This window comes from Algoriphagus aquaeductus (assembly GCF_003253485.1).
Classification (GTDB): domain Bacteria; phylum Bacteroidota; class Bacteroidia; order Cytophagales; family Cyclobacteriaceae; genus Algoriphagus; species Algoriphagus aquaeductus.
In genome coordinates, this window is the sequence record NZ_QKTX01000009.1 from 33,936 (window position 1) to 57,831 (window position 23,896).

Below are 23,896 nucleotides of genomic sequence, written 5' to 3' on the forward strand. Positions count from 1 at the left end.
CATGCCTATGAAAAACCAATAAACCCTTCAAGCAAAGATTATCGAGGATAGTCGATGCTGCTAGAAAATGAATCAAGTAAACAGTCGATTAAAACAAACAAACAAACAAATGAAAACAATTCTAAAATCAGTACTCACCCTAGCCTTGGCATCAGGATTAGTTCTGGCTGCCCAAGCTCAAAAGGCATCCACAGCTCAGGCCTCTGCTACTATTTTGGCAGACTTGACGATTGACTTGGATGTCACTCAGAATGCTATCGCATTTGGTAACCTTTCCGCCAATACCCCGGGAAATGTTGTTCTGGACGCCAATGGGGCATCAAATCTTAATACCGGTTCGGTGACCAATGTAGCCAGATTTGATTTGGCCGGAGCCGATGCAAGTGTCACCGTATCCTATGACCCGACCGTGACACTGACCATCACCGGTGGGGGGACAGCTACCATGGTGATGACTCCACAAGTAGTAGGTGATGCCTTGTCTACCAATCAATCCGGTGCACTCGCTGTGGCAAGTGGATCACAAGTGACCCTTTCCTCTGGTCTTTATTTCCTTTGGGTGGGTGGTACCATTCCGCAACTGAACAATCAGACTACCGGTTCCTACGAAGGGACTTTCAATATCAACGTCGAGTACAATTAATCTTAAAATGGCCGACAGCTTATCCTGTCGGCCTTTTTCCATTATACTATGAAAAATGCAATTCTATCCATTTTCCTTTTGGGAATTTTCTTGACTCCCCTAAGGCTCAAGGCTCAAATTTCTATTGCGCCGACCACAGTTTTCATAGACCAAAATGGTATTGGGACGATTTTCATTACCAATCCCGGGGAAACACCCCAGGAAATTAATGTCAGTTTTCTCTTTGGGTATCCCGGAAATGATGATTTGGGAAACCTGATTATGGTCTATGGGGACAGTCTGAGCGAAAAGCAATTTGGGATGGGAGACCGACTAAGGGCTTTTCCAAGGACCTTTATTCTGGCTCCTCAGCAGCAGCAGACGGTGAGACTACAGGCCAGGCCTGATCGGACTTTGGCGCCGGGCACCTATTTCACCCGAGTCAAGATCACCTCCAATGCGCAAACCGCAGATGTGGAACAAACCACCAACGAGGGCGTGTCCACTCAGGTCAACTTCAAATTTGATCAGGTCATTGCCGCATTTCAAAAAGTGGGCGCTGTCACGACGGGGCTGGAATTTGGTCAGGTGAGCACAGAGGTAAATGAGGGTATCATCCGTGTGATCCCTGAATTTAAAGTTACAGGCAATTCCCCCTATCTGGGAAGTGTCACCGCTACCTTGCGAAATGCTCAAAAACAAGTTTTGGCGGAGAATCAACAAACGGTCGCCCTTTATTTCTCCGGGAAAAGAGCTGTGGAATTGAAAATGCCGGATCAACTTGCTCCGGGGACTTACGAAATTGTCCTGACGTATGAAACCAAAAGATCGGATATACCATCCTCTGATTTGGTTCAAGCCTCCTTGATTAGTCAAACCGTCAATCTGACTATTCAATAAATAGCCTGATGATCTTTTTCCTTTCTCATCACCCAAAGGATAAAATCTCTTGAGACACTTGAAATCTTCAAGGGCTTTTATTGTTGGATTTCTGTTGTTTGTTCTGGCAGGAATCTCCAACCCTGTTTTTGCACAGCAAGAGCCGGATGGAGAGGTTTTGCTCAATTTTAATTACCCTGCAGTTGGGAATGTCTACCTAAATGGGGTGTTTTTTGGTGAAGTAGCCTATTTGCCTTTGGGTGAAATATTGAGTTTACTTTTTGTCCCAAGTGAAAGGACTCCTAGCGGAAAGGGCCTGAAAGGAGCTTATCCCTCAAAAAATGACACTTGGTCCATTGATCCCGTGACGCAGGAATTGATCCTAAAAGGCAAGTCTGAATCTTTACCGGCAGATCAATACTATTTGGGTGAAATGGATCTTTTTCTCCACCCAGATTATTTCCATCGGATCTTTGGGATCACTTTTACGGTCAATACCTACGCGTTGAGCGTAAGTATGAAATCCGATTTTACGCTTCCGATCGAGGAGCGACAAAAAAGAGAAAGTATCAGAAGACAGCTCCAACAGCGGTCAAGTCAAGCCAATGCTCAGCTTCCCCTGCTTTATGAGCGACAAAGAAAAGCATTGAGCCTGGGGGTGCTTGATTACAACATCAATTATACGACCACAGATTTGGGTAATAACCTGGGGATGAGTTTCAATACCGGTTTGGAGTTTTTGGGAGGAGACCTTCAGGGGACATACATCGGAAATGTCAATAGCGGTGGCTTACTCAGCAATATTTCCGGATTGCGCTGGAGGTATGTGCTTCCGGGAGGTATGAAGCCCGAGCGAAATGTCGGGTTGGCGAGTATTACAGCCGGTCAAATCACCACTACCAGTTTCACAGATGCGGCTAATTTGATAGGGGTTTCACTGACCAACAATCCGGTAATTCCCCGACTTGACCTTGATGTCTTTGTCATCGATGGGAATACGGTGCCTGATTCTGAAGTCGAATTGCTCATAGGTGGGCAGTTGGTAGATTTTACACGCGCAGATGAAGTGGGTTATTACCGGTTCAATGCTCCCGTGACCTACGGAACTGTCCGGCTTAGCACCAGAATATATACTCCACAAGGAGAAGTAATCGTTCAGGACAGGCAGATTCAGGTGCCATTTACTTTTTTACCAAAGGGATTTGTAGGGTACAATATTCAGGCAGGGTTGCCTCAGTTTACATTTGACAGCTTGGGCACTTCTCTCGCTGCCCATGCAGATATTTCCTACGGTATCAGCAATGCGCTGACCGTAAGAGCGGGTGCGGATCAGGGGGAGATTTTTGGAGAGAAAAGCATTTACCCTGTTTTTGGACTTTCAGCAAGACTTTTTCAGCAATACCTACTCAATGTGGATGCGTTGCCGGACAGATATTATCGGGCCAATGCCAGTGTCTTTTACGCAAGCAATACGAGCATCAATGCCCAATTCACCGAGTACAATCCCAGCTCAGCATTCAATTTCAGAGGGCAAACCAGGGATGCAAATCTGAATGTGTTTTATCCCTTTAAAATCGCGGGTAAATTTTCCGGTTTCAGGGTCACAGGAGAGCGGATTTGGTTTAATACCGGCTTGGGCGTCAACAACTACCAATTGGATTTCAATACACAAATCCACCGCGTCATTCTGAGATTCAATTATCGGGGAGGGGCTAGAGGATTTGTCAATGATCCGGAAAACCCAGGCCAAAACCAGTTTGGGTTATTAACCAGTTCCTTAACCTACACGTTGCCCAGAAATCAAAGCATTCCGGTCTATGTACGCGGGCTATTCCTCAGGGGACAGTTCAGGTATTCCACCTTGTTGCGACAAGGCGAATCTGTGAGTTTTCTTTTGTCCCAAACCCTGTTTAAAAAAGGTCGATTTACCTTGGGATACGATAGAGAATTGGTTCGCAACCTTTCCCAATTCCAAGTTGGATTTTTGTACGATTTCCAATCCTTGCGGACGTCTACTCAGTTTTCGAAACGAACAAAAGGCCATGTTTTTCAGCAGGGATTCAGTGGTTCGGTGGCCTATGACCCTGCAGGAGGGGTGCTGATTCCCAGTAATCGTGATCAGGTTACCCGTTCAGGTGCAACAGTCCGCCTGTTTATCGATTCCAATGAAAATGGGCTCTTTGATGAAGGGGAAGAAGTCGTGCCCGCCAAGGCGGTGAGATTGGACCGGTCTGCAAATATCCTCCTGGGCTCTGACGGAGTTCTGAGAATCACACAGCTTCAAAGCTATTGGAAGTATCGTTTGGATATTGATATCGCCGCATTGCCCAATCCCAATCTTGCTCCAAAATTGAAAAGTTTCTCCTTTGTCGCTGAACCCAACAGATTCCGCCAAATTGATATTCCCTTGTATCAAACAGGAATCATTGATGGATTCGTTCTTCTGGAAAGAAGCGGGGTACAGCAGGGTCAAGGGGGCTTGAGGTTGGAACTGCTAAGAGAGGGTGACACTGAACCGACTGAAATCATCCGAACATTCTCAGATGGAAGCTTTTATTCTTATGGTCTGATGCCAGGTAGGTACCTGCTCCGAGTGGATGCCAAGCAATTGGAGTATATGCAGGTGGAATCTGTCCCCGGGATGCTCTCCTTTGAGATCAAAGCACTTGCGGATGGAGATTATTTGGAGGGATTGAATCTGGTGCTGGTGAAAAAGGAGTAGATTTTCCTTTATTGTTCTCGGTTTTTCAACTTCCTTATTCAGCGTTCATCATTCGGTGTTCGATGTTGAAAAGATCAATGAATGATTCATATCTAATGCCGAACGTCGAACGCCAAACCTCAAATCTCAAATTTCAAACCGCCAAAAACCTCTTTGCGAGCTCTTCCCACTCTTGCTCTAAAGAGACCCCAGGCCGGGCTTCTCCCGCTCTGCGATACCAGTAGTCCGCATTCCACTGGTCTCCTTCTTTGCGGTGGAGATAGGCATGTACTCTGGCTGCTGATTTTCCTTCTAAATGATCCACTTGGTCATGGGCTTTGGTCCAGTCACCTTGGAAGTCATGCCAAAGGGCTTTCAATTCGGGTGAAAAATCATCCGAAGGAGAAGACAGTTTTTTAAAATCGTCCAGTGTCATTATCAGAAGTTGAATCTGTTGATCAAAAATACTAGAACAGGAGAATTTTCAAGGTAATGGAATGGGAATAGAATTTGGGAAATCCGATGGTTTGATTTAGCTCTTGGAGAATAGCCCTGGTGGAATTTTCGTGTCTGGGATTTTTGATAGGCTGAATTTCTCCCGGCATTAGGCTATGGTTTTGATATAAACCAGCGATTAAAGTATATAGAAGGCCCTTTTTCAGCATTGGTACTTTTGGGGTTGCTCCCAATTTTCTTTCCTGCTTTCTCCCAAATTCAAGCTTTTGAAATCAAAGTTGGCAGGTAGGCGATAAATTCTATATTTGCCCAACTATTTTCACAAACCCAAATTGAATCAACATAACATATGGAACAAGCGCTGATTTATGTAGTCCCTGCGCTGGGACTGGTAGGCTTGCTGGCCATGGCGATCAAATCCGCCTGGGTAAGTAAGCAAGAGACCGGAGATAAAAACATGGTCGAACTTTCCGGCTATATCGCCGATGGTGCGATGGCCTTTTTGAAAGCGGAGTGGAAGATACTTACCTACTTTGCCGTGATTGCAGGCCTTCTTCTGGCATGGTCTGGTACATTGGTCGAGACATCCAGTCCGGTAATTGCTATTTCCTTTCTAATCGGAGCTTTCTTTTCTGCATTGGCTGGATATATCGGGATGAAGATCGCTACCAAAGCCAACGTGAGAACAACCCAAGCTGCCCGAAACAGCTTGAAGCAGGCGCTAAAAGTTTCCTTTACCGGCGGTTCTGTCATGGGCCTAGGTGTAGCCGGATTGGCAGTTTTAGGGCTTGGCGCATTGTTTATCGTATTTTACCAAGTCTATGTGGTAGCTGTAGGAGCAGGAGTAAATGGTAAAGAAATGGAGACTGCGCTGGAAGTCCTAGCCGGTTTTTCATTGGGTGCTGAGTCTATCGCGCTTTTCGCCCGAGTGGGTGGTGGTATCTACACCAAAGCAGCTGACGTAGGAGCTGACTTGGTTGGTAAAGTAGAAGCAGGTATTCCTGAGGATGACGTGCGTAACCCGGCCACCATCGCGGACAACGTGGGTGACAACGTGGGTGATGTGGCAGGTATGGGTGCTGACTTGTTTGGCTCTTATGTTGCGACAATTTTGGCTACCATGGTTTTGGGTCGTGAGATTGTTTCTTTGGATAATTTTGGAGGAATTGCTCCGATCTTGCTGCCCATGGTATTGGCTGGTTTGGGTATCATTTTCTCCATCATGGGGATGGTCTTTGTAACCATCAAAGATGACAAAGGTGACGTGCAGAAAGCACTCAACATGGGTAACTGGTCTTCCATCATTTTTACCGGTATCGCTTCTTTCTTTATTGTGAGATATATGCTTCCGGAGACTTTGTCGATCAGAGGCTACGAGTTTACCAATATGGACGTGTTTTATGCTATCATTCTTGGCTTGGTAGTAGGTACCTTGATGTCCATCATTACCGAGTATTACACTGCCATGGGTAAGAGGCCTGTTTTATCCATCATCAAGCAGAGTGCTACCGGCCATGCGACCAATATCATCGGTGGTCTTTCTGTAGGGATGGAATCTACTGTACTTCCCATCCTCGTGTTGGCTGGGGGGATCTATGGAGCGTATGAGTTTGCTGGTCTATACGGTGTGGCTATTGCTGCTGCAGGTATGATGGCCACGACTGCGATGCAGTTGGCGATTGATGCCTTCGGACCTATCGCGGATAATGCCGGTGGGATCGCCGAGATGAGTCAGCTTCCTGAGGAAGTTCGTGGACGTACTGATATTTTGGATGCCGTAGGTAACACTACAGCCGCTACCGGAAAGGGCTTTGCAATTGCTTCTGCAGCATTGACTTCCCTGGCGCTTTTCGCGGCTTTCGTAGGTATTGCGGGCATCGATGCGATTGATATTTACAAAGCAGACGTGCTTGCCGGCTTGTTTGTCGGAGGTATGATTCCGTTTATTTTCTCCTCCTTGGCGATTGCGGCTGTAGGTCGTGCAGCCATGGACATGGTGAATGAAGTAAGACGTCAGTTCCGCGAGATTCCGGGCATCATGGAGTACAAGGCTAAGCCTGAATACGAAAAGTGCGTTGAGATTTCCACCAAAGCTTCTATCCGTGAGATGATCGCTCCGGGTGCGATTGCTTTGATTTCACCTTTGATTGTGGGTTTTGCCTTTGGTCCTGAGGTACTTGGCGGTATGCTTGCCGGTGTAACAGTATCTGGAGTATTGATGGGAATGTTCCAGTCCAATGCCGGGGGTGCATGGGACAATGCCAAGAAGTCCTTTGAAAAGGGAGTAGAAATCAATGGAGAAATCTATTACAAGAAATCCGAACCGCACAAAGCATCTGTAACCGGTGACACGGTAGGTGATCCATTCAAAGATACTTCCGGTCCATCGATGAACATTCTGATCAAATTGATGTCCATTGTGGCCCTAGTTATTGCTCCTCATATTTCCGAAAAAGACCATTCTGCGGTAGCTGATGCAGACATGATTAAGAAGGAAGTGAAGAAAGAAATCAAGATCGTGGATGGTAAAAAGATAGAAACCGAAACGATCACTATTACCAAATAATCAACCCTTCAACTCTTACTAAAAGCCATTCAGATTTCTGGATGGCTTTTTTGTTTAAATGACCGACAAATAATAGCAGCAAATTAAGTATTTGGTTGTGATGTGTAATTAGGTTTGAAATTAGAATTCGTTATCAGATTTTATCTGATTCCAGCCTTTTAATGGATATACCTTAATGTTGTTTTTAGAAAAACAGATTAGATTGAATTACAAAATCATTCACTTTTTCACACTACTACTACTATGAATGGCTTAAGAGATAATTTTGACTACCTAAGTTTAAAAAATCAAATCATTTCAGCGCTGGAATTCGGCAGGTCGAAGGTCAGTGTGGTGATTAATCAGGTATTGGTAAGGACCTATTGGGAGGTAGGCAGGCACATCGTCGAGTACGAGCAAAACGGAAAGGATAGAGCGGTTTATGGTGATCAACTTTTGGATCGACTTTCCCGTGATCTTAGCCTCGAATTTGGAAAAGGCTTTAGCAGATCGAATTTGATTTATATGAGGAAGATTTTTCTTCAATTTCCAAAAAGTGAGACACTGTCTAACAAATTGAGTTGGAGCCATTATTTTGAAATTTTGAAGGGAGATAGTCCTTTAGAAATCAGTTTTTACGCCAAACAATGCGAGAAAGAAAACTGGAGCGTCAGAGAACTAAAGCGACAGATGAAGAGTATGCTTTTCCACCGTTTGGCGATTTCCAAGGACAAAGAAACGATTCTTGATTTAGCAGAGAAAGGAGCTGAAATTCAATCTCCTAAGGATCTGCTCAAGGATCCTTACGTCTTCGAATTTTTAGGAATTCCGCATGGGAAGCTAGTTACGGAAGGAGAGTTGGAGCAAAGCTTGATTGATAACTTGCAACATTTTCTGTTGGAGCTGGGAAAGGGATTCGCCTTTATTGGAAGACAGTATAAAATCACGTTGGCTAACAGGCACTTTTTTGTTGACATGGTTTTTTATCACCGGATTTTGAAATGTTTTGTTCTGATTGACCTAAAGCGTGGAGAAATCGATCATCAAGATATTGGTCAGATGAATCTTTATTTGAATTACTTCAGAAAAGAAGAAAACGTGGAAGGTGATAATGAACCTGTGGGGATCATCTTGGGAGCATATAAAGATCAGATTCTGGTAGAGTATGCCACCGAAAATATTGCAAACCAGCTTTTAGTGAGTAAATATCAAGTTTACCTCCCCGATAAAAAGGAATTGGCTCACGAACTGGAACGCCTCATCAATCGGTAGGAATGCAGAGTAGAATTTATTGAAGAATTATTTTATCCCCCAAAATGCTCCAACTCTCTGCACTCCATCATATCGCCATTATCTGCTCGGACTATGAGCAATCCAAAAAGTTTTACACCGAAATCCTCGGATTTCAACCGATTCAGGAAGTGCATCGTGCCGAAAGGCAATCGTACAAGTTGGACCTGGCGCTGAATGGAACCTACCTGATCGAACTCTTTTCTTTCCCAAATCCACCCAAAAGAGTATCCCGACCGGAAGCCAGTGGTCTCCGGCATTTGGCTTTTGCTGTGGAGGATATTCAAAAGGAAGTCCAAACTTTGGCTAACTTGGGTGTGGTAGCAGAGCCGATTCGTATCGATGAGACTACGGGAAAGAAATTCACCTTTTTCTCAGATCCGGATGACTTGCCTATCGAACTTTATCAATACTGACCATGGCTGAAAACAAAACCCAACCCACAGATGCTTCAGTAGATGCCTTTCTTGAAGCTACTCCATCCCAAAAAATGAAGGAAGATGCGTTCAAGTTGAAAAGAATCATGGAAGAAGTGACCGGAGAAAAAGCGGTGATGTGGGGAGATTCGATTGTGGGTTTTGGGAAATATAAGTACCACTACGAAAGCGGAAGAAAAGGCGAATTCCTCATCGCCGGATTCGCTCCCCGAAAGGCCGCGCTTTCACTTTACCTCATGGGATGCATGGAAACCAAGTTTGAGGACCTTTTTGCCAAACTTGGCAAACACAAAACAGGGGCTTCCTGCGTCTATATCAACAAGCTATCGGATGTGAATGATGGGGTCCTCCGAGAACTCATCAAACAGTCCTACGACTTCATGAAAGAGAAATATCCTGGCTGAGACATAGTGCTATTTTGTGGTTGATGAAGATTTTGAGAAAATAATGACCGTTTAAATTTTCTTTAAGCTTTTGAAAAGGGGTTCCTTAATTTCCTTCATGCTCTTCATGGTTCAAGAAATGGTAAAACGATTTCTCTTTGCTTGTTTCTTTTCAATCAATTTTGACTGGTAATTTTTTCATCATGACCCAGTCAGATAACTTTACCCCATGCGCTGGTCCATCGATTTTCCTATTCCTGATTCTCCTTTTCCCATCTCTCATCAGAGCAAGATCCTTAGCATGGGCTCCTGCTTTGCTCAGACGATCGGGCAAAAGATGAAAAATGCCAAGTTTGATATCTTGGTCAATCCCTTCGGCACGCTCTTTCATCCCCTCAATCTGGCCGATCTGCTGGATCATGCCTTATTTCAGGATCCTTTAGAGCAAGATGGTGTGCTAGCGCGTGATGGGCTTTTCCTTCACTATTCTACCCATTCGGATATAGGAGGGAAGTCCCCCGAAGAACTCACCGGAATTTATTCCCAAAAGCTAGGCCTGACCCGATCTTACCTCGAACAGGGAACCCACCTGATCCTGACCTTGGGTACGGCCTGGATTTACGAGCATGAGACGTTTGGGCGGGTTGCCAATTGCCACAAGCAGCCACAAAAAATGTTTGAGAAAAGGCTGTCGAGCTTGGAAGAAATGGAAATGGGGCTTTGGTCTGTGCTCGATAATTTCTCCCGTGCTTTTCCCAACCTGAAAATTATCCTTACCCTCAGTCCCGTACGACATATCAAGGATGGAGTAGCTGAAAATCAACTCAGCAAAAGCCTCCTCCGAGTCCTATGTGCCAATCTGGAGCGGAGATTGAGTTCGGTTAGCTATTTCCCTGCCTATGAGATCATCATGGACGAGCTCCGGGATTACCGATTCTACAAGTCCGACCTGATTCATCCATCCGAAGAAGCGGAGGACTATATCTGGCAAAAATGGCAGCAGGCTATTTTTCAGGAAGCCACCCGCGAGAAAGTATCCGAAATCCAAAAAGTCCAACTTGAACTTGCCCATCGCCCATTCAATCCCGACACCGAAACCCACCGAAAATTTCTCCAAAACTTACTTACCAAGCTGGAACGATTGAATGCGGAATTTGATTTTTCAAAGGAACTTGCTGAAGTGGAGAGTCGAATTAAACAATAGATGCAAGAATCAAGAATCAAGACTTCAGATTTAAGATTGCAAAAAATGCACAAAACTTGAAGCTCAGGTATCCAGACAACATCGACAACCCGATAACTTGACAACCTTATAACTCGACAACGCGAAGCTGACAACTCGACAACCTCCAAGCTCCCTACCTCCCATTCCTCCTCCCATGAACCGCCTCATCCATTCCCAAAGTCCCTACCTTCTCCAGCATGCGCACAATCCAGTGGATTGGTATCCTTGGGGCCCGGAGGCGCTGCGAAAAGCGGAAGTGGAAAACAAGCCGATTTTGGTTTCGATCGGATATTCGGCTTGCCATTGGTGTCATGTGATGGAGCGGGAAAGTTTTGAAGATCAGGTGACGGCCGACCTGATGAATGAGCACTTCGTCTGCATTAAGATTGATCGGGAAGAGCGCCCCGATATCGACAACATCTACATGGATGCCGTGCAGGCGATGGGGATTCACGGAGGCTGGCCACTCAATGTTTTCCTGATGCCTAATCAAAAGCCTTTTTACGGAGGCACCTATTTCCCCAATCTGAAATGGAAACAACTCCTCGCCAACATCGCCGATGCCTTTGCCAAGCATGTGGATCAGTTGGCGGAGAGTGCGGAGGGATTTGGTCGAAGCCTTAGCCGAAAAGAAACCGAGAAATACGGCATTGAAGCAGGAGAAACCGAGTTTGATCCAGATGAATTGGTGGAGATCATTACCAAGCTTTCGGCTCAGTTTGATCCGGAATGGGGCGGAATGAATCGCATCCCTAAATTTCCCATGCCGGCGATTTGGCAGTTCGTCTTGGACTATGCGGTTCTTTCCCGAAATGAATCCCTCAAGAAAAAGGTCTTTTTTACCCTGAAAAAAATCGGAATGGGAGGCATCTACGATCACCTGCGTGGAGGTTTTGCCCGATATTCGGTGGACGGAGAATGGTTTGCTCCTCACTTTGAAAAAATGGGCTATGACAACGGGCAGCTATTGGAATTGTATGCCAAGGCTTATCAGGTCAGTGGAGATGCCTTTTTTCTCGAAAAAGTAACCGAAACCACCGAATGGTTGAAAGCCGAAATGCTTCAGGAAGAAGGCGGTTTTCACTCCGCCCAAGATGCCGACAGCGAAGGGGTGGAGGGAAAATTTTACACCTGGACTTATTCCGAATTGCAATCTTTGGTCGCCGAAGAGCTCCCTTGGCTAAGCAAACTCTATAACCTCAAGCCCAACGGCAACTGGGAAGATGGGGTGAATATTCTGTTTCAAACGCAATCTTATGTGGAGATTGCAGCGGAGTTTGGGATGGAGGAAAACGAGTTGAGGGAGAAGCTTAGGATAGTTAAATCCAAGCTCCTGGAAGTACGGAATCAGCGGATTTTTCCAGGCAAAGACGATAAAATCCTGGCAGGTTGGAACGGTCTTTTGGATGCCGGATTGATTCAGGCTTTCTATGCCACAGGGGGTCAAGATCTCTTGAACTTGGCTTTGGCCAACCTTCGGTTTATTCAGGAAAAAATGGTGGTAAATGGCATTTTGCATCGCTCCTACAAAAACGGTCAAGCCTATACTCCGGCATTTTTGGAAGACTATGCTGCCTTGATCAAAGCCAATCTGATGGCTTTTGAGGCCAGTGGTGAAAGGGAGTTTTTGGAAGGGGCCCAGCGGTTTGCGGATTTCTGTCTGGATCAGTTTTATGACGAAACAGATGGTTTTTTCTTCTTCAATAATCCTAAAGCCGAAAAGCTGATTGCCAACAAAAAGGAGCTCTTTGACAATGTGATTCCGGCTTCCAATTCGATTTTGGCTCGGGCATATCACCGGCTTTCCCTTTTGACCTACGAAGAAAAATATGGCCAAATCGCCCAGAAAATGCTGGGGGGGATGAAGGAACTGGTGCTTAAAGAACCCGGATTCCTTTGCAATTGGGCCAATTTCTATTTGGAGACGCTCGTGCCTACTGCCGAAATCGCCATCGTTGGAAAGGGGGCAAAAGAAAAAGGCATGGAACTTCAGCAGGGCTTTTCGCCCAATCTAGTCCTGACGTGGTCTGAAACTCCGACAGAAAACGTCCCAATTCTTCAGGGAAAAACCGCCGATCCGACAGGAAATGCCTTAATTTACGTCTGCTTCGATCGGGCATGCCGCAGGCCGGTAAGTACCGTAGAAGAAGCCTTGGCTCAACTCCCTTATTTAAGCTGATTTAGTGGAATCTCTGTTTGCGGAACATGATTTTTTGGACAAATCCAGCGGAAACAATTTCGCGGATATCATCTTGCCCGTTCCGATTCCGAGGATGTTTACTTACAAAATCCCCAAAAATCTCCAACCCCAGATTCAGATCGGGCTGAGGGTAATCGTGCAGTTTGGGAAGAAAAAAGTGCTCACCGGCATCATTGGCAAGGTGCACAACAAGCCCCCTCAGGCCTATGAAGCCAAGCCGATTTTGGATATTTTAGATCATCAGCCCAGTGTGAATCCCCTCCAAATTCGTTTTTGGGTGTGGATGGCAGAGTACTATTTCTGCCATATCGGGGAGGTTATGTTTGCCGCTTTGCCTTCGGGTTTAAGGCTTTCTTCGGAAAGTAAAGTCCAACTCAATCCCAACTTTGATGCCGAGACCAGCAAATACCCTCTAGATGTACGGGAAGAGAAAATCCTGGAAGCCCTGGAGAAAAAAGATGAACTGAGTTATGAAGACTGCGAGCAGATTTTAGGAGTGAAGACCATTCACCCGATTCTGAAAAGTTTGGTGGCCAAGGAAGCCATCCTGATTTTTGAACGAGTGCAGGAGAAATACACTCCGAAAGTGGAGACACGGGTTAGGCTTCATCCAGACATTGTGGCCAGCAAAGCTGCCCTGGAAGCGGTGTTTGAAGCAGTCCAAGGAAAGCCGAAACAGGAATCCATTCTGCTGAAATTTCTGCGGGATGTTCCTGTTTTCCAGCGACCGCAACTCAATGAAAAAGGAGTAGATAAAGCCACACTCCTTGAAGAAGGAGACTCTGAAAGTTCGCTCAAGACCCTGATCAAAAACGGGGTGTTTGAGACCTTCAAGCACGTGGTCAACCGCATCGAAGAGGAGGCCGCCGAGCGGGAAGCTTCGGAGCTTTCTTCTTCTCAACAGGCTGCTTTCGAAGAAATCAAAACCCACTTTGAAACCAAACAAACCGTGCTTTTGCACGGCGTGACCGGCTCGGGGAAAACTGAAATCTACATCAAGCTGATTCAGGAAGTCTTGGAAAGCGGTTCGCAGGTACTTTTGCTTTTGCCGGAAATCGCCCTTACCACCCAAATCGTGGGGAGGCTGAAGCAGGTTTTTGGTTCACAGATGGGTGTGTACCATTCCAAATACTCCGACAATGAGCGGGTGGAAGTGTGGAATGGGGTGCTCAGCGGACGGTTTTCCTTTGTGGTGGGCGTGCGTTCTTCGATTTTCCTTCCTTTCGACAGTTTGGGTATGGTGATCGTGGATGAAGAGCACGAACCGAGCTTCAAGCAGTTTGATCCGGCACCGCGCTTTCATGCCCGGGATGCGGCCATCATGCTGGCTTATTTTCATCAGGCCAGGACACTGTTGGGTTCGGCTACCCCATCCTTTGAATCTTACTTCAATGCTACCCAAGGCAAATACGGTTATGTGGAAATTACCCACCGTTTTGGAGATGCCAGTTTGCCGGAGTACCATTTGGCGAATATTTCCGCAGATCGGAAAAAGAACCTGCTCAAATTGGACTCCACCCGATTGCTGAGAGAAAAGATCCAAAACGCGTTGGAAAACCAACAGCAGGTGATCATTTTTCAAAATCGCAGGGGCTATTCACCCTACATACAGTGTGAGGATTGCAGCTGGACTGGCCAATGTGTGCAGTGTGATGTGAGTTTGACCTACCACCAGTTTGCCGAGGAGTTGCGCTGCCATTATTGTGGCTATAAGGAAAAGATTCCCCAAGCCTGTCCGGCTTGTGGGAGTTCGCAACTTACCACTCAAGGCATGGGAACCGAGCGGATCGAAGAGTCTTTGAGTTTGCTTTTTCCCGAAGCCCGATTGGGTCGGATGGATCTGGATACTACTCGCAACAAGTATGGCTATCAGCGCTTGTTGGATGAGTTTGCCGCAGGCCAGATTGATATTTTGGTGGGTACGCAGATGATTACCAAAGGACTTGACTTTGGCAAAGTGACCGTGGTGGGGATTTGGGATGGTGACCGGATTTTGAACTTCCCGGATTTCAGGGCAGGGGAGAGGGCCTACCAGCAGATCACCCAAGTAGCCGGTCGCGCGGGACGGAGAGATATCCAAGGGCAAGTAGTCATTCAATCCCGCAATCCGGATAATGACCTTTTCGGGAAAGTGATCAGAGGCGATTATTTCGAGTTTTTCCGACAGGAGATGATTGATCGTAAGAAGTATTACTACCCGCCTTTCGTCAAGCTGGTCAAAATCACCACCCGACATGCAGACGCCAAGACAGCTCAGAAAGCCGCCCATGCGCTGCATCATCAGATGGCGAATATCGCCGTGAAAAAGATCGTCCTGGGACCCGAAAAAGGAATTATCGTCCGGATCAAAAACCAATACCAGTTTGAGTCCCTGATCAAGCTGGATAAACAGGGTACTACCCAGGCAGTGTTCAAGCAAAGTCTGGCAAAAATCATTGAAGAGCTTCAGGCAGTTCCCGAATTTCGATCGGTACGATGGATCGTGGATGTGGATCCGAGTTGATTTTTAGTTAGAGGATATTTTTGCCCATCGAATGCAGGTGGATTTTTGAAACTTTCAGCTTCAGTCTCCATCTAAAGCCATTCCCTCTTCTCCAAATTAGCTTTCCCCGCCAAACTTAGAAGCAAGATGAGGTGGTCAAATGAGAAATTCGAATGCTGGATGAGAAATAGGTCATAGCGATTTTGATTTCAAAACATCGATTGGGGAAAAGGAATGTTGGCTTTGTTTCTCCTCAATTCGCTTTGCTCTGAAGTTTTTTCGCTGGCTCTGTAGCGTATCCAGGACCCATTTCGTATTAGAGAAGAATGGTAGAAAAAGAATAGAAGCAATCATTGATTAAAAATCTCTTTTTTCTACGGGTTCCAAAGAAGAAATTCAGGCCAGAATTACAAACTATTGAGTTGAATCTATCAGACGAAGAGTTGATCGACGGTTGCAAACGACGGTCAAGGAAGCATGAAGAATTATTTTTCAAAAAATACTATGGCTATGTCATGGGGATCAGTATGTCTTATTCCAAAAGCAGGGATTTGGCACAGGAAATCACCCATGATGCATTTTTGAAGTTTTTCGATTCAGTCAAGAAGCTGGAAGACACCCCTTCTGTCAAACCTTGGCTGAGAAGAGTTACAGTCAATACAGCCATCGACTATTATCGCCGAAACAGAAAGTTTCAAAATCATGAAGAGGCTGACGGAGAAACCCCGGTTTTTGATGCCGAATACGCTCCGGATCAGTTGGCCTATGAAGAGATTTTGAAACTGCTTTACCAGCTGCCTGAAGATCATCAGCTGGTATTTAACCTCTATGAAGTGGAGGGTTACAGTCACAAAGAGGTTGCCGAGCGGTTGGAAATCACCGAGAGCTCCTCAAGAGTTTACCTGACGAGGGCAAAAAATAAGCTCCGTCAGTTGATACACATTCATTTTAAAGAATATGCAGGAAGATAACTGGAGTAAACGTCTGGCTGATTCTCTGCGAAAGCAGCAGGAGGACAGCCCTCTTCCTTACGAACCGGGAGCCTGGGAGGCTTTCGAAAAAAGAAGAAAAGCAGGGGGGATTCCTCCCGTGTTTTATTGGATCAGCGGGATAGCTGCCTCTCTGGCAGCGCTTTTCCTGATAGGAAATCTATGGTTCTCTCCTTCTGAAAATCCTTCATCCGGATTGGAGAAATTGGCCGATGTGGCACAGGAATTCTCCGATACCCTTTCCATGGACAAAGGATCTATCGAAAATACGGGAGAAGCCCATCTCAGTTCAGAAGGGAATAAGAGCGAATTATTCGCCGAAAATCAGTTGAATCAAGTGGCTTCTCAGCCGGGGAAAACCAAAGCCAATCAGCCGGTTCAATCCGGTCTAAAGCAGAATTTGCCTGTGGCAAGTGCTGAACAGTCAGACCTTCAGGCTAAAGAAAGCCTGCCAATTTTGCCGGAAAAGCCTATTAGTGGGATAGGACCAATTGCTGAAGCAGAGCCAACTTCAGACCCTCAGCTTGAAAAGCCTTCACCGCCTACCATGACCGAAGAGGAAGCCAAAGCCAGGCTTTTGGCACAAATCGGGGAAGAGATGAAGGAGGAGCCGACCGAAGAAGTGACCTATTCTTCCCTGATTCTTGGCTTTGGGCCGGGTTTCGGAACCCGTACACAGAATAATGTGGCCACCTCAGGTTCCAGCTTGGCATTGGGCGTAGTGTATGATTTGAAGGTTGGTGATAAACTTTCCCTTGGTTCTGGTTTGGGCCTAAACTACCTCAATCAGTCCAGTCAAAGTCAGGATTATGCACAAGTGGCTGGATTTTCATCAGCAGTGAGAGAATCTCAGCAAGTGCAGCAGGTACAGGTGGACATCCCGCTCTATGTGCGCTATCCCATCACCCGTGACCAGGCCGTGTCGGTACAGGCAGGCTTTTCCAATCTGATCACCTTCAATCAACAGGCCGAACAAGTCGTTTCATTCACCAGACAAGTCTATGTGGCAGACGCCATGAATGTATCAGCCAATGCTTCTACGCTAAAGACTGAGCAGCTTGCTGTGTCTTCCGATTTGAATGTTCCCGGACAGCGATTCTTCCCTTTAGCTACCGCCAATTTAGGGGTAAATATCCGGGTGTTTGAATCCCGAAAGACCAGCTATCTGATCATGCCGTTTTACAATTACCCCATTCAGGATATTTCGGGAACGGGAGAAAATCCCGGAGTGGTGGGTGCGGCTTTCAAGATCAATTTTGGCGCCATCAAGAAGTAATATCTACGAAAACCTAAACCAACAAAAACCACCTCAGAGCCATCTGGGGTGGTTTTTTTACAAGAAAAAACCTTTATAAAATCCCAAAAATAGGAATAGTTGAAGTGTCTACTGTTCAAGGTCTTAGGTTGAATTAATTCTATATATTTTCTCGCAAGGACGAAAAAGTCGCAAAGGGTGGCAGATGAATGCTTTTCTAAAGTTCCAAACTTTGGAAAAGTTGGGTTTGATGGGATTCTTCTATTTTTTCAATTTCTACGCTCAAGCATTCCATAAAAAATACCTGGGAATGGGTAGCCTTTTCATGAATAACTTCAAAAGAAAGCCTGACCCTACTTTTAATCTTTGGCAAGAAACCCTACTCTACAATCACCTTATTCCGTTGAACCATGAGTTTGTAAAACATCCTCAAGATTGGACATGGTCAAGTGGGCAGGAAGATTAATACGCTTCAAAGTCTTCAAGATGAGAAAGGGAGTAGTTTAAAAGTTCTTTGACCTTTGGAACCAGGTAAAGCATCTGGTTAATGACAAGAAAGAATTTATTCATGCTCAGGAATAAGAATAAGATAGAGAATTCTGCTTATTCAAACTTTGGGAAAGTTAGCCCACCTCCGCCTCTCAAATAAAAAAATCCCGAAGCCCACCCTAGGCTTCGGGAAATCTGATAGATTAAAAAATTGAGGCGTCTTTGATTAGAAATAGATGTAATTGGTGATCAGCTGAAGATCCAGCTTTTTATTTCCGGCGGTTTCACTCTTTTTACCCCGGATGATCAGCGTGTAGACTCTTTTTCCTTTCAGTTCCAGGTTGCCAGAGGTCAACAATTGCGTGCCATCAGCTGGATTGACTACACTGAAGGTTACATTCCCTGCCTGAAGTTCTTTAAACTGGGATACTCCCTTAAACCCTACTCCGGTAAACAGGTCACCGGTGGTTCCACTTGCTTTCAGATTAATTGGTCCCGCATCGGGAGAAAGGTTGACCACCCGAAGTTGGATTTGGTTTGTAGTAGGTTCGGTCCATACATCCTTGACAATCAAGGCGTCCAGATTGGCTACTTCATTGACTACAAAGAAGGAATACACGGAGTCTGCAGAGAGCTTAAACTGCTTTTCCACGAGAGCGGTAGCCGAATTAAAAGGTGAAATCCGGAAGTTTCGCTCCCCTGGATAAAATGCGCTGTAGGCCAACACTTCGGAATACTGAAGAGGGGTCGAAGTGACCCTGTTGGAGTTGGCAAAAATATCCAAAGCCGGCGCATCAGGCGAACCCTGATAAATGGATACATAGGATGCTGGCGGTAATTGCGGGGCATCGAAATCATCAAGACAACCTGTAAGGAGTGAAGCTCCCAAGAGGATTAAAGAGCCAAGAAATCCCCTTCTAAGGGTGGAGTTTTTGGTCTGATTCATACGTGTTGGATTTAGTTTTGAAATTCAAAGCCATTACGCCTGCACCGTGCAAAACGCTTCATGGATCTCATAAAAAAGTTTCGATCCATTCGCTAATGCCTTGAAAACAATAGAAATTGAATTTTTGCCGGGATTTGAAAATGGAATGCGGAGTTGTGAAATTATTAGAGAATTAATGGGAAATTACCAGTTCAATCTGCCCATACATGGATCCCATCCGAACCGCTATCAAAAAGCAACTTCTATTTTTAGATTCCGAAATGATCCAGGTGAAGGATCAGTTTCAGGAGCTCCTTCAGCGACTGTCGCCGGATAACAGAGACTCCGCGCTTAATTTTTTACACTATCTGGTCTTGAGGAAAACGGATATCCAGGAATTGCAGCAACAACTGCATGAATACGGATTGTCTTCCTTGGCCAGTTGTGAGAGTCATACCCACCGTCAGATTCAGGTGACTATGGAACGGTTGGGAGTGAAGATTCTTCATCCGGCTGTATGCACCATGGATTATGGGCTCCAGGCCATGGAACAGCGAAGTCACAGACTTTTTGGCTTGCCCAGAGAGACCTGGCCTTCTTCGGTGATGGTGACTATGGATGCGTCATTTTTGGAAGGCAAACATCAGATGGAGGCCCTGTTAAAAAACGGCATGGGAGTGGCCCGGATCAATTGTGCCCACGAGGATGAATCGGTTTGGCTAAAAATGATTGAGAACATCGGCGAGGCCAGTAAGAAAACCGGACTTTCGTGCAAAATTCACCTTGATCTTGCCGGACCAAAAATCCGTACGGTTTTGCTCAAAAAGGGAAAATCTGAAGGAAAAGCCGAGATAAAGAAGGGAGAGAAAATCTGGTTGAGTGAGAAAGGGAAAGGGTTTTCCTCCAATCAGGTTGTCATTAGTCCCAATGAACCCGGCGTGATTCAAGCCTTAAAAGTGGGAGAGCGGGTGTTTTTTGATGATGGGTTGATTTTGGCTCGTGTGGATAAGGTGACAGAAAAGGGGGTAGCCCTGAAAGTGGAGCGGATTTCATCCAAGAAACCATTTCTCAAGGCTGAGAAAGGAATCAATTTTCCGGATTCCGATCTGGCCGTTCCCTCATTGACTGCGTTTGATCGGTCTTGCCTGCCTTTTGCCTGCAAATTCGCCGATACGGTGGGATTTTCTTTTGTCAGGAAACCGGAAGACTTGGTAGAGTTGAGGGAGGAAATGAGAAAGTTTACTGCCAAAATTCCTCCTGTTATTTTAAAAATAGAAACCCAAGAGGCAGTGGTTCGTCTCCCAGAGCTGTTGCTCGAAGGGATGAAAGAAAAGGATTTTGGGGTGATGATTGCCCGTGGAGATCTCGCTGTGGAAATTGGATTTGAGCGATTGGTGGAGATTCAGGAGGAAATATCCTGGCTATGTGAGGCGGCGCATGTACCGGTGATCTGGGCTACCCAAGTATTGGAAAACCTGCATAAATCAGGAATCGCTTCCCGGGCAGAAATCACCGATGCAGGCCGTGCAGCTATGGCTGAGTGCATCATGATCAACAAAGGAGATCATACGCTCGAAGTGCTCAAAACGCTGAAAGATATCGCCAAACGTAGCCGTGCATTGAAAGTGAAAAACCGCCTGACTTTCCGTCCACTTAGGATAGCCGAGCGGTTTTTTGAACGGGAGGGAAGTTGATTTCGATGGGGTTTTGCCAGTAGCAAATCTTAAATAAGGGAATACCAAATTCACATTTATGTTTGGGCATCTTGGGTCTTCTGCCATCGGTCTTCCGTCCTAAAATCTGAAGGAAATTCGTTAACGAACTGAACAGGGTATTATCCGAATTCAATCAATTGTTATTCACTCGGGTGGTGTCGGGTTTGGGTTTGGGCTTTACCAAAAGTCCTTTGAGCATGGTTTTCGCTTCTTCCACTGCTTTGTCCTTGGTTTGAGCTCCTTTTTTCTCCAACTCTTTTTTTAGGCTGTCTTGAACGAGGTCGGCCTTCAGTTTGAGTTCTTGCTTGAGGCTGTCTTGGACGGCCTGGAATTCCTGAGTCGCCTTTTCCTGAAGATTTTGCTTTTCGGAATCCAGTCTGGATCTCAAAGCATTAGTCAGAAGTGTTTCGATGCTGTTTCCGCCTGCGAGTGCGATTTTGGGTTGGTTGTAAGTTCCACTCAGGTTGAGCGATAGCGGGATCAAGGTGGATTCACTGGCCTGAGTCCCTGAGATGGTAGCCAGTAGGGTATTGGCTTGGGCACCAAATTTACCGGCGGGCACCATCATGTTGAGCAGGTAGTTCATCGATCCATCAAAACCAGCACTTCCTTGGACGGTGGTCTGATAATCCCAAAGTTTCAGGTCAAAAGGTCGGATCTCCATTCTTCCGTTTTCGATAGAAACAGGAATGCTGAGATTTTTCATCGTCAAGGTGTTGGCATCTTTCAATCCGGTGATGCTGGTCACTCCCTGAAGAATCGCACTGTTTCTCAAGGCTGCCTCGGTTACTTTAAGGATTCCCTTGATATCCAAAGACGGCAATACCGGCATCATATCCGGCCCCAGCAGACCGGAGAAATTGATGTTGACCAAACCGGTTAGATCCTTGGCGATCGGCGCAAAGGCCTGGACCGTAGTTAGGCTTTGAAATGCTTTTGAAATGCTCAGCTCTGAAATGTCCAAATTGAAATCAAATGCCGGGGCGGTGAGATTTCTCGGGTCATAGCTTCCTTTCATTCGAATCCTGCCATCCAAAGCTTTCATTCCCGCATCCGAAAACTGAAAAACTCCATCGCGAAGGACTATGGTCCCTTTTACTTCTTTCAGGTTGAGGTTGTCATAAAGCACCTCATCTGCGGAGAGACTCATGGTAAAATCAAGATTTTCGGGCAGGCTGACCACTTCCAGCTTTCCTTCCTCAGTAGGAGTACTGCTGTCACTCATCCACTCATTCACATCAAATTTGGAACTGCTTAGGCTTAGTTGCCCCTTAAGGATTCCAGATTCTGATAGCAAATAGTCCATATATCCGGAGAGGTATCCGTTGGCCACCAATGGGCTTTTACCCAACTGGGACTTGAATTCCGTAAGGTTGGCGCGTTGGGGATTGAAATCGAGTTGGGCGCGCTCGATTTTCACCCCTTGAGGATACTCGACTGATCGATAGGTAAGGTCTCGTATTCCCATGGTTCCACTGGCCTGTATTTTTTCGTACCGATTGGCCTCTACATCCGCATAGGATCCAGTACTGGAAAGGTCGGCTTGAATTTTCCCGGAAAGCGTAGTTCCTTCCACAGGGAAAATGGCCGTTAGCTTTTCTAAGTCCACTCCCCCGGAGACGGTACCCTGCCAATTGAGTTTTTCAAAGTCTTTCAGGGACAGATTCCCCGAGATCCGCTCGCCTTCCAACTCAAATCCAAATGAACTTAACTCTAATAGAAAATCATCCAAAGTTCCTTTGGTGCTTAGCACTTTTGCATTTGCCTGGATTTTTTCAAGAGGAATGGGGTATTCAGCGTTTTTTACAAATCCGTCGACCAAGCTAAAGTTGGCTTGGATCACCGGAAGTATGTTTTTTTCTTGGTCATATCTTCCTTTGGCAGAGGCCTGAAGATCCAACACTCCGGAAATCTGAGTGCCTTGGATCGGAAAGACCGAAGTCAATTCTTTCAGGTTCAGTTTGCCATTCAGGTTTCCATCCAAGGGATAATCTTTGAGGTTTTCGACGGTCAGTTTACCTGAAATCGGGTTAGATCCTACATTTAAGGAAAACACAGGCAGTTCGATTCGGGTATTTTCCAAGTCCGTGCTTGGGTTGATGGCCTGGAACTTCAAATTGATGTCACTCACAGGCATAGGAAGATCTGGGTACTGAAACTTTCCGTCGTTGACCTCCAGCTTGATATCAAAGGCGGGAAATTCGGAATCTGAGTATTTTCCTCTGACAAATCCCTCAAAAGCCATCAAACCCTCAGTCTTGATTTTGCTGAAGTCCTCCTGATACATCCCCGGAACCAGGGAGAGTAATTGTTTGAAGTCGGTTTGAGGACTTTTGAAGTTGAGGTCAAAGTCAATTCCGTCCTCCGGAAGTGCTACAAAACCACTGAGGTCGAACAAAAAATCGTTTAGGGAAAAACTGCCTTTTTGAAAGCTGAATTTCATCTGCTCCATATCCACTTGAAGCAGGGTTTCTCCCTTAAATTGCTTATTGCTGAGGTAATGAGTGCCTTCGTAATTGAGGTCTGCGATAGTGGAGGTAAGCTGCAAGGGCAAATCATACACATTCTGGGTAAACGCTCCACTTCCTTTTGCCTCGATATCACCCATTGCCATCACAAATTGGAGAGATCGGTCATCATATATCAGATTGAGGCCACTGACTTGGATCTCTTCTATTTCTATTTTGAATTGGCTGGAAGATTCTTCGCTGGATGTTTCTGAAGGTTTGACGATATCATAGTTTGCACTTCCATCCTCCAAAACCTTGATGTAAAGATCGCCGCCTTCGAAATAGAGTCCGGAAAGGGTCGGATATTCATCGAAAAGGACAGATTTGAGATTGAATGCCAAATCCAGTCGTTCGCCATGAATCAGCGTGTCTTTTTCGAACTGATCAATGCCCACTACGCCAAATCCTCCCAGTCCCGCACTGACTTTGGGGAAGTGCCTGAAAAGGCTTAACGAAATTTGGTCTGGGTCAAAGTAGACTTTTGCCTGAAGCGATTGGTTGATTTCCTGTTGGATTCTTGCCAAAATCTTGTCCTTAAATAAGACGGGAATAGCTAAAACAGCTCCTAAGAGCAGAATTAGTACTCCAAAAACGACAAATACAATCTTTTTCATTTCCTTCTTTTTTAGCCTCTACTTTGCTTCAATGTATTCACAATCTGTTCCAAATGCTTTCCTGGAGCGGGATATGACATTCCGCTAGGGCAGTGAAGCCGATAAACATGTGATTTAGGTAACGTCCTCCAGTCCTTTTGGATTCCATTCCCCTGACAGCTTTTACAAGACGCGGATTT

General features: G+C 45.7%; 17 protein-coding genes. 14 read left to right on the plus strand and 3 right to left on the minus strand.

The window, feature by feature from the left end; all coding sequences use genetic code 11:
- Positions 1 to 109 precede the first annotated feature (109 nt).
- The 3 genes from CLV31_RS12900 to CLV31_RS12910 are packed head-to-tail and all read left to right on the plus strand — an operon-like array spanning position 110 to position 4,223.
- Entirely contained in the window at positions 110 to 643 is a 534-nt protein-coding gene (locus CLV31_RS12900; RefSeq protein WP_181452630.1) for a DUF4402 domain-containing protein, read from the plus strand.
- A gap of 48 nt (positions 644 to 691) precedes the next feature.
- Positions 692 to 1,522, plus strand: coding sequence for a fimbrial biogenesis chaperone (locus CLV31_RS12905; protein ID WP_111393314.1), 831 nt, complete (start codon positions 692 to 694; stop codon positions 1,520 to 1,522).
- A gap of 58 nt (positions 1,523 to 1,580) precedes the next feature.
- The gene (locus tag CLV31_RS12910; protein WP_245943396.1) at positions 1,581 to 4,223 is read left to right on the plus strand and encodes a fimbria/pilus outer membrane usher protein; all 2,643 of its coding nucleotides are present in this window, start codon (positions 1,581 to 1,583) and stop codon (positions 4,221 to 4,223) included.
- Between the two features lie 133 nt (positions 4,224 to 4,356).
- Here CLV31_RS12910 and CLV31_RS12915 read toward each other — a convergent pair whose 3' ends face one another.
- Positions 4,357 to 4,638, minus strand: a complete 282-nt coding sequence (locus CLV31_RS12915) for a hypothetical protein (protein WP_111393315.1) — start codon at positions 4,636 to 4,638, stop codon at positions 4,357 to 4,359.
- 369 nt (positions 4,639 to 5,007) lie between these two features.
- On the opposite strand from CLV31_RS12915, the gene CLV31_RS12920 reads away from it, so the two are divergent.
- From CLV31_RS12920 to CLV31_RS12965, 10 genes are all read left to right on the plus strand, one after another.
- Positions 5,008 to 7,224, plus strand: coding sequence for a sodium-translocating pyrophosphatase (locus CLV31_RS12920; protein WP_111393316.1), 2,217 nt, complete (start codon positions 5,008 to 5,010; stop codon positions 7,222 to 7,224).
- Positions 7,225 to 7,467: 243 nt separating this feature from the next.
- Positions 7,468 to 8,475: a PDDEXK nuclease domain-containing protein gene (locus tag CLV31_RS12925; RefSeq protein WP_111393317.1), complete on the plus strand. Its 1,008-nt coding sequence runs from the start codon at positions 7,468 to 7,470 to the stop codon at positions 8,473 to 8,475.
- Positions 8,476 to 8,519: 44 nt separating this feature from the next.
- On the plus strand, positions 8,520 to 8,909 hold the full coding sequence (gloA2, locus tag CLV31_RS12930; protein ID WP_111393318.1) for an SMU1112c/YaeR family gloxylase I-like metalloprotein: 390 nt from the start codon (positions 8,520 to 8,522) through the stop codon (positions 8,907 to 8,909).
- Between the two features lie 2 nt (positions 8,910 to 8,911).
- Positions 8,912 to 9,334, plus strand: coding sequence for a DUF1801 domain-containing protein (locus CLV31_RS12935; RefSeq protein ID WP_111393319.1), 423 nt, complete (start codon positions 8,912 to 8,914; stop codon positions 9,332 to 9,334).
- Positions 9,335 to 9,542: 208 nt separating this feature from the next.
- On the plus strand, positions 9,543 to 10,517 hold the full coding sequence (locus CLV31_RS12940; protein ID WP_111393320.1) for a GSCFA domain-containing protein: 975 nt from the start codon (positions 9,543 to 9,545) through the stop codon (positions 10,515 to 10,517).
- 175 nt (positions 10,518 to 10,692) lie between these two features.
- A complete protein-coding gene (locus tag CLV31_RS12945; protein ID WP_111393321.1) occupies positions 10,693 to 12,717 on the plus strand; it encodes a thioredoxin domain-containing protein in 2,025 nt (674 codons plus the stop codon).
- Positions 12,718 to 12,721: 4 nt separating this feature from the next.
- A complete protein-coding gene (gene priA, locus CLV31_RS12950; protein WP_111393322.1) occupies positions 12,722 to 15,241 on the plus strand; it encodes a replication restart helicase PriA in 2,520 nt (839 codons plus the stop codon).
- Positions 15,242 to 15,642: 401 nt separating this feature from the next.
- The gene (locus tag CLV31_RS12955; RefSeq protein WP_220084338.1) at positions 15,643 to 16,191 is read left to right on the plus strand and encodes an RNA polymerase sigma factor; all 549 of its coding nucleotides are present in this window, start codon (positions 15,643 to 15,645) and stop codon (positions 16,189 to 16,191) included.
- The gene (locus CLV31_RS12960; protein WP_111393324.1) at positions 16,178 to 17,485 is read left to right on the plus strand and encodes a hypothetical protein; all 1,308 of its coding nucleotides are present in this window, start codon (positions 16,178 to 16,180) and stop codon (positions 17,483 to 17,485) included. Before CLV31_RS12955 ends, CLV31_RS12960 begins: the two co-directional genes overlap by 14 nt.
- 184 nt (positions 17,486 to 17,669) lie before the next feature.
- Positions 17,670 to 17,930, plus strand: coding sequence for a hypothetical protein (locus CLV31_RS12965; RefSeq protein WP_111393325.1), 261 nt, complete (start codon positions 17,670 to 17,672; stop codon positions 17,928 to 17,930).
- A 249-nt stretch (positions 17,931 to 18,179) separates the two neighbouring features.
- Here CLV31_RS12965 and CLV31_RS12970 read toward each other — a convergent pair whose 3' ends face one another.
- The gene (locus CLV31_RS12970) at positions 18,180 to 18,899 is read right to left on the minus strand and encodes a DUF4397 domain-containing protein (protein ID WP_111393326.1); all 720 of its coding nucleotides are present in this window, start codon (positions 18,897 to 18,899) and stop codon (positions 18,180 to 18,182) included.
- A gap of 206 nt (positions 18,900 to 19,105) precedes the next feature.
- Here CLV31_RS12970 and CLV31_RS12975 point away from each other — a divergent pair, with 206 nt between their 5' ends.
- A complete protein-coding gene (locus CLV31_RS12975) occupies positions 19,106 to 20,572 on the plus strand; it encodes a pyruvate kinase (protein WP_111393327.1) in 1,467 nt (488 codons plus the stop codon).
- Positions 20,573 to 20,726: 154 nt separating this feature from the next.
- Here the strand turns inward: CLV31_RS12975 and CLV31_RS12980 are convergent, their stop codons facing one another.
- Positions 20,727 to 23,717 carry an AsmA-like C-terminal region-containing protein gene (locus tag CLV31_RS12980; protein WP_111393328.1) on the minus strand — a complete coding sequence of 997 codons (2,991 nt, stop codon included), beginning with the start codon at positions 23,715 to 23,717 and terminating at the stop codon, positions 20,727 to 20,729.
- Positions 23,718 to 23,896 lie beyond the last annotated feature (179 nt).

Excerpts from the sequence above, each read along its gene's own strand:
- CLV31_RS12935 (WP_111393319.1), top strand. The coding sequence starts at position 8,912 with ATGGCTGAAAACAAAACCCAACCCACAGATGCTTCAGTAGATGCCTTT.
- CLV31_RS12965 (WP_111393325.1), top strand. The coding sequence starts at position 17,670 with ATGAATGCTTTTCTAAAGTTCCAAACTTTGGAAAAGTTGGGTTTGATG.
- CLV31_RS12970 (WP_111393326.1), bottom strand. The coding sequence starts at position 18,899 with ATGAATCAGACCAAAAACTCCACCCTTAGAAGGGGATTTCTTGGCTCT.
- CLV31_RS12920 (WP_111393316.1), top strand. The coding sequence starts at position 5,008 with ATGGAACAAGCGCTGATTTATGTAGTCCCTGCGCTGGGACTGGTAGGC.
- CLV31_RS12980 (WP_111393328.1), bottom strand. The coding sequence starts at position 23,717 with ATGAAAAAGATTGTATTTGTCGTTTTTGGAGTACTAATTCTGCTCTTA.
- CLV31_RS12940 (WP_111393320.1), top strand. The coding sequence starts at position 9,543 with ATGCGCTGGTCCATCGATTTTCCTATTCCTGATTCTCCTTTTCCCATC.
- CLV31_RS12975 (WP_111393327.1), top strand. The coding sequence starts at position 19,106 with ATGGATCCCATCCGAACCGCTATCAAAAAGCAACTTCTATTTTTAGAT.
- gloA2 (WP_111393318.1), top strand. The coding sequence starts at position 8,520 with ATGCTCCAACTCTCTGCACTCCATCATATCGCCATTATCTGCTCGGAC.
- CLV31_RS12915 (WP_111393315.1), bottom strand. The coding sequence starts at position 4,638 with ATGACACTGGACGATTTTAAAAAACTGTCTTCTCCTTCGGATGATTTT.
- CLV31_RS12905 (WP_111393314.1), top strand. The coding sequence starts at position 692 with ATGAAAAATGCAATTCTATCCATTTTCCTTTTGGGAATTTTCTTGACT.
- CLV31_RS12960 (WP_111393324.1), top strand. The coding sequence starts at position 16,178 with ATGCAGGAAGATAACTGGAGTAAACGTCTGGCTGATTCTCTGCGAAAG.
- CLV31_RS12925 (WP_111393317.1), top strand. The coding sequence starts at position 7,468 with ATGAATGGCTTAAGAGATAATTTTGACTACCTAAGTTTAAAAAATCAA.
- CLV31_RS12945 (WP_111393321.1), top strand. The coding sequence starts at position 10,693 with ATGAACCGCCTCATCCATTCCCAAAGTCCCTACCTTCTCCAGCATGCG.
- CLV31_RS12900 (WP_181452630.1), top strand. The coding sequence starts at position 110 with ATGAAAACAATTCTAAAATCAGTACTCACCCTAGCCTTGGCATCAGGA.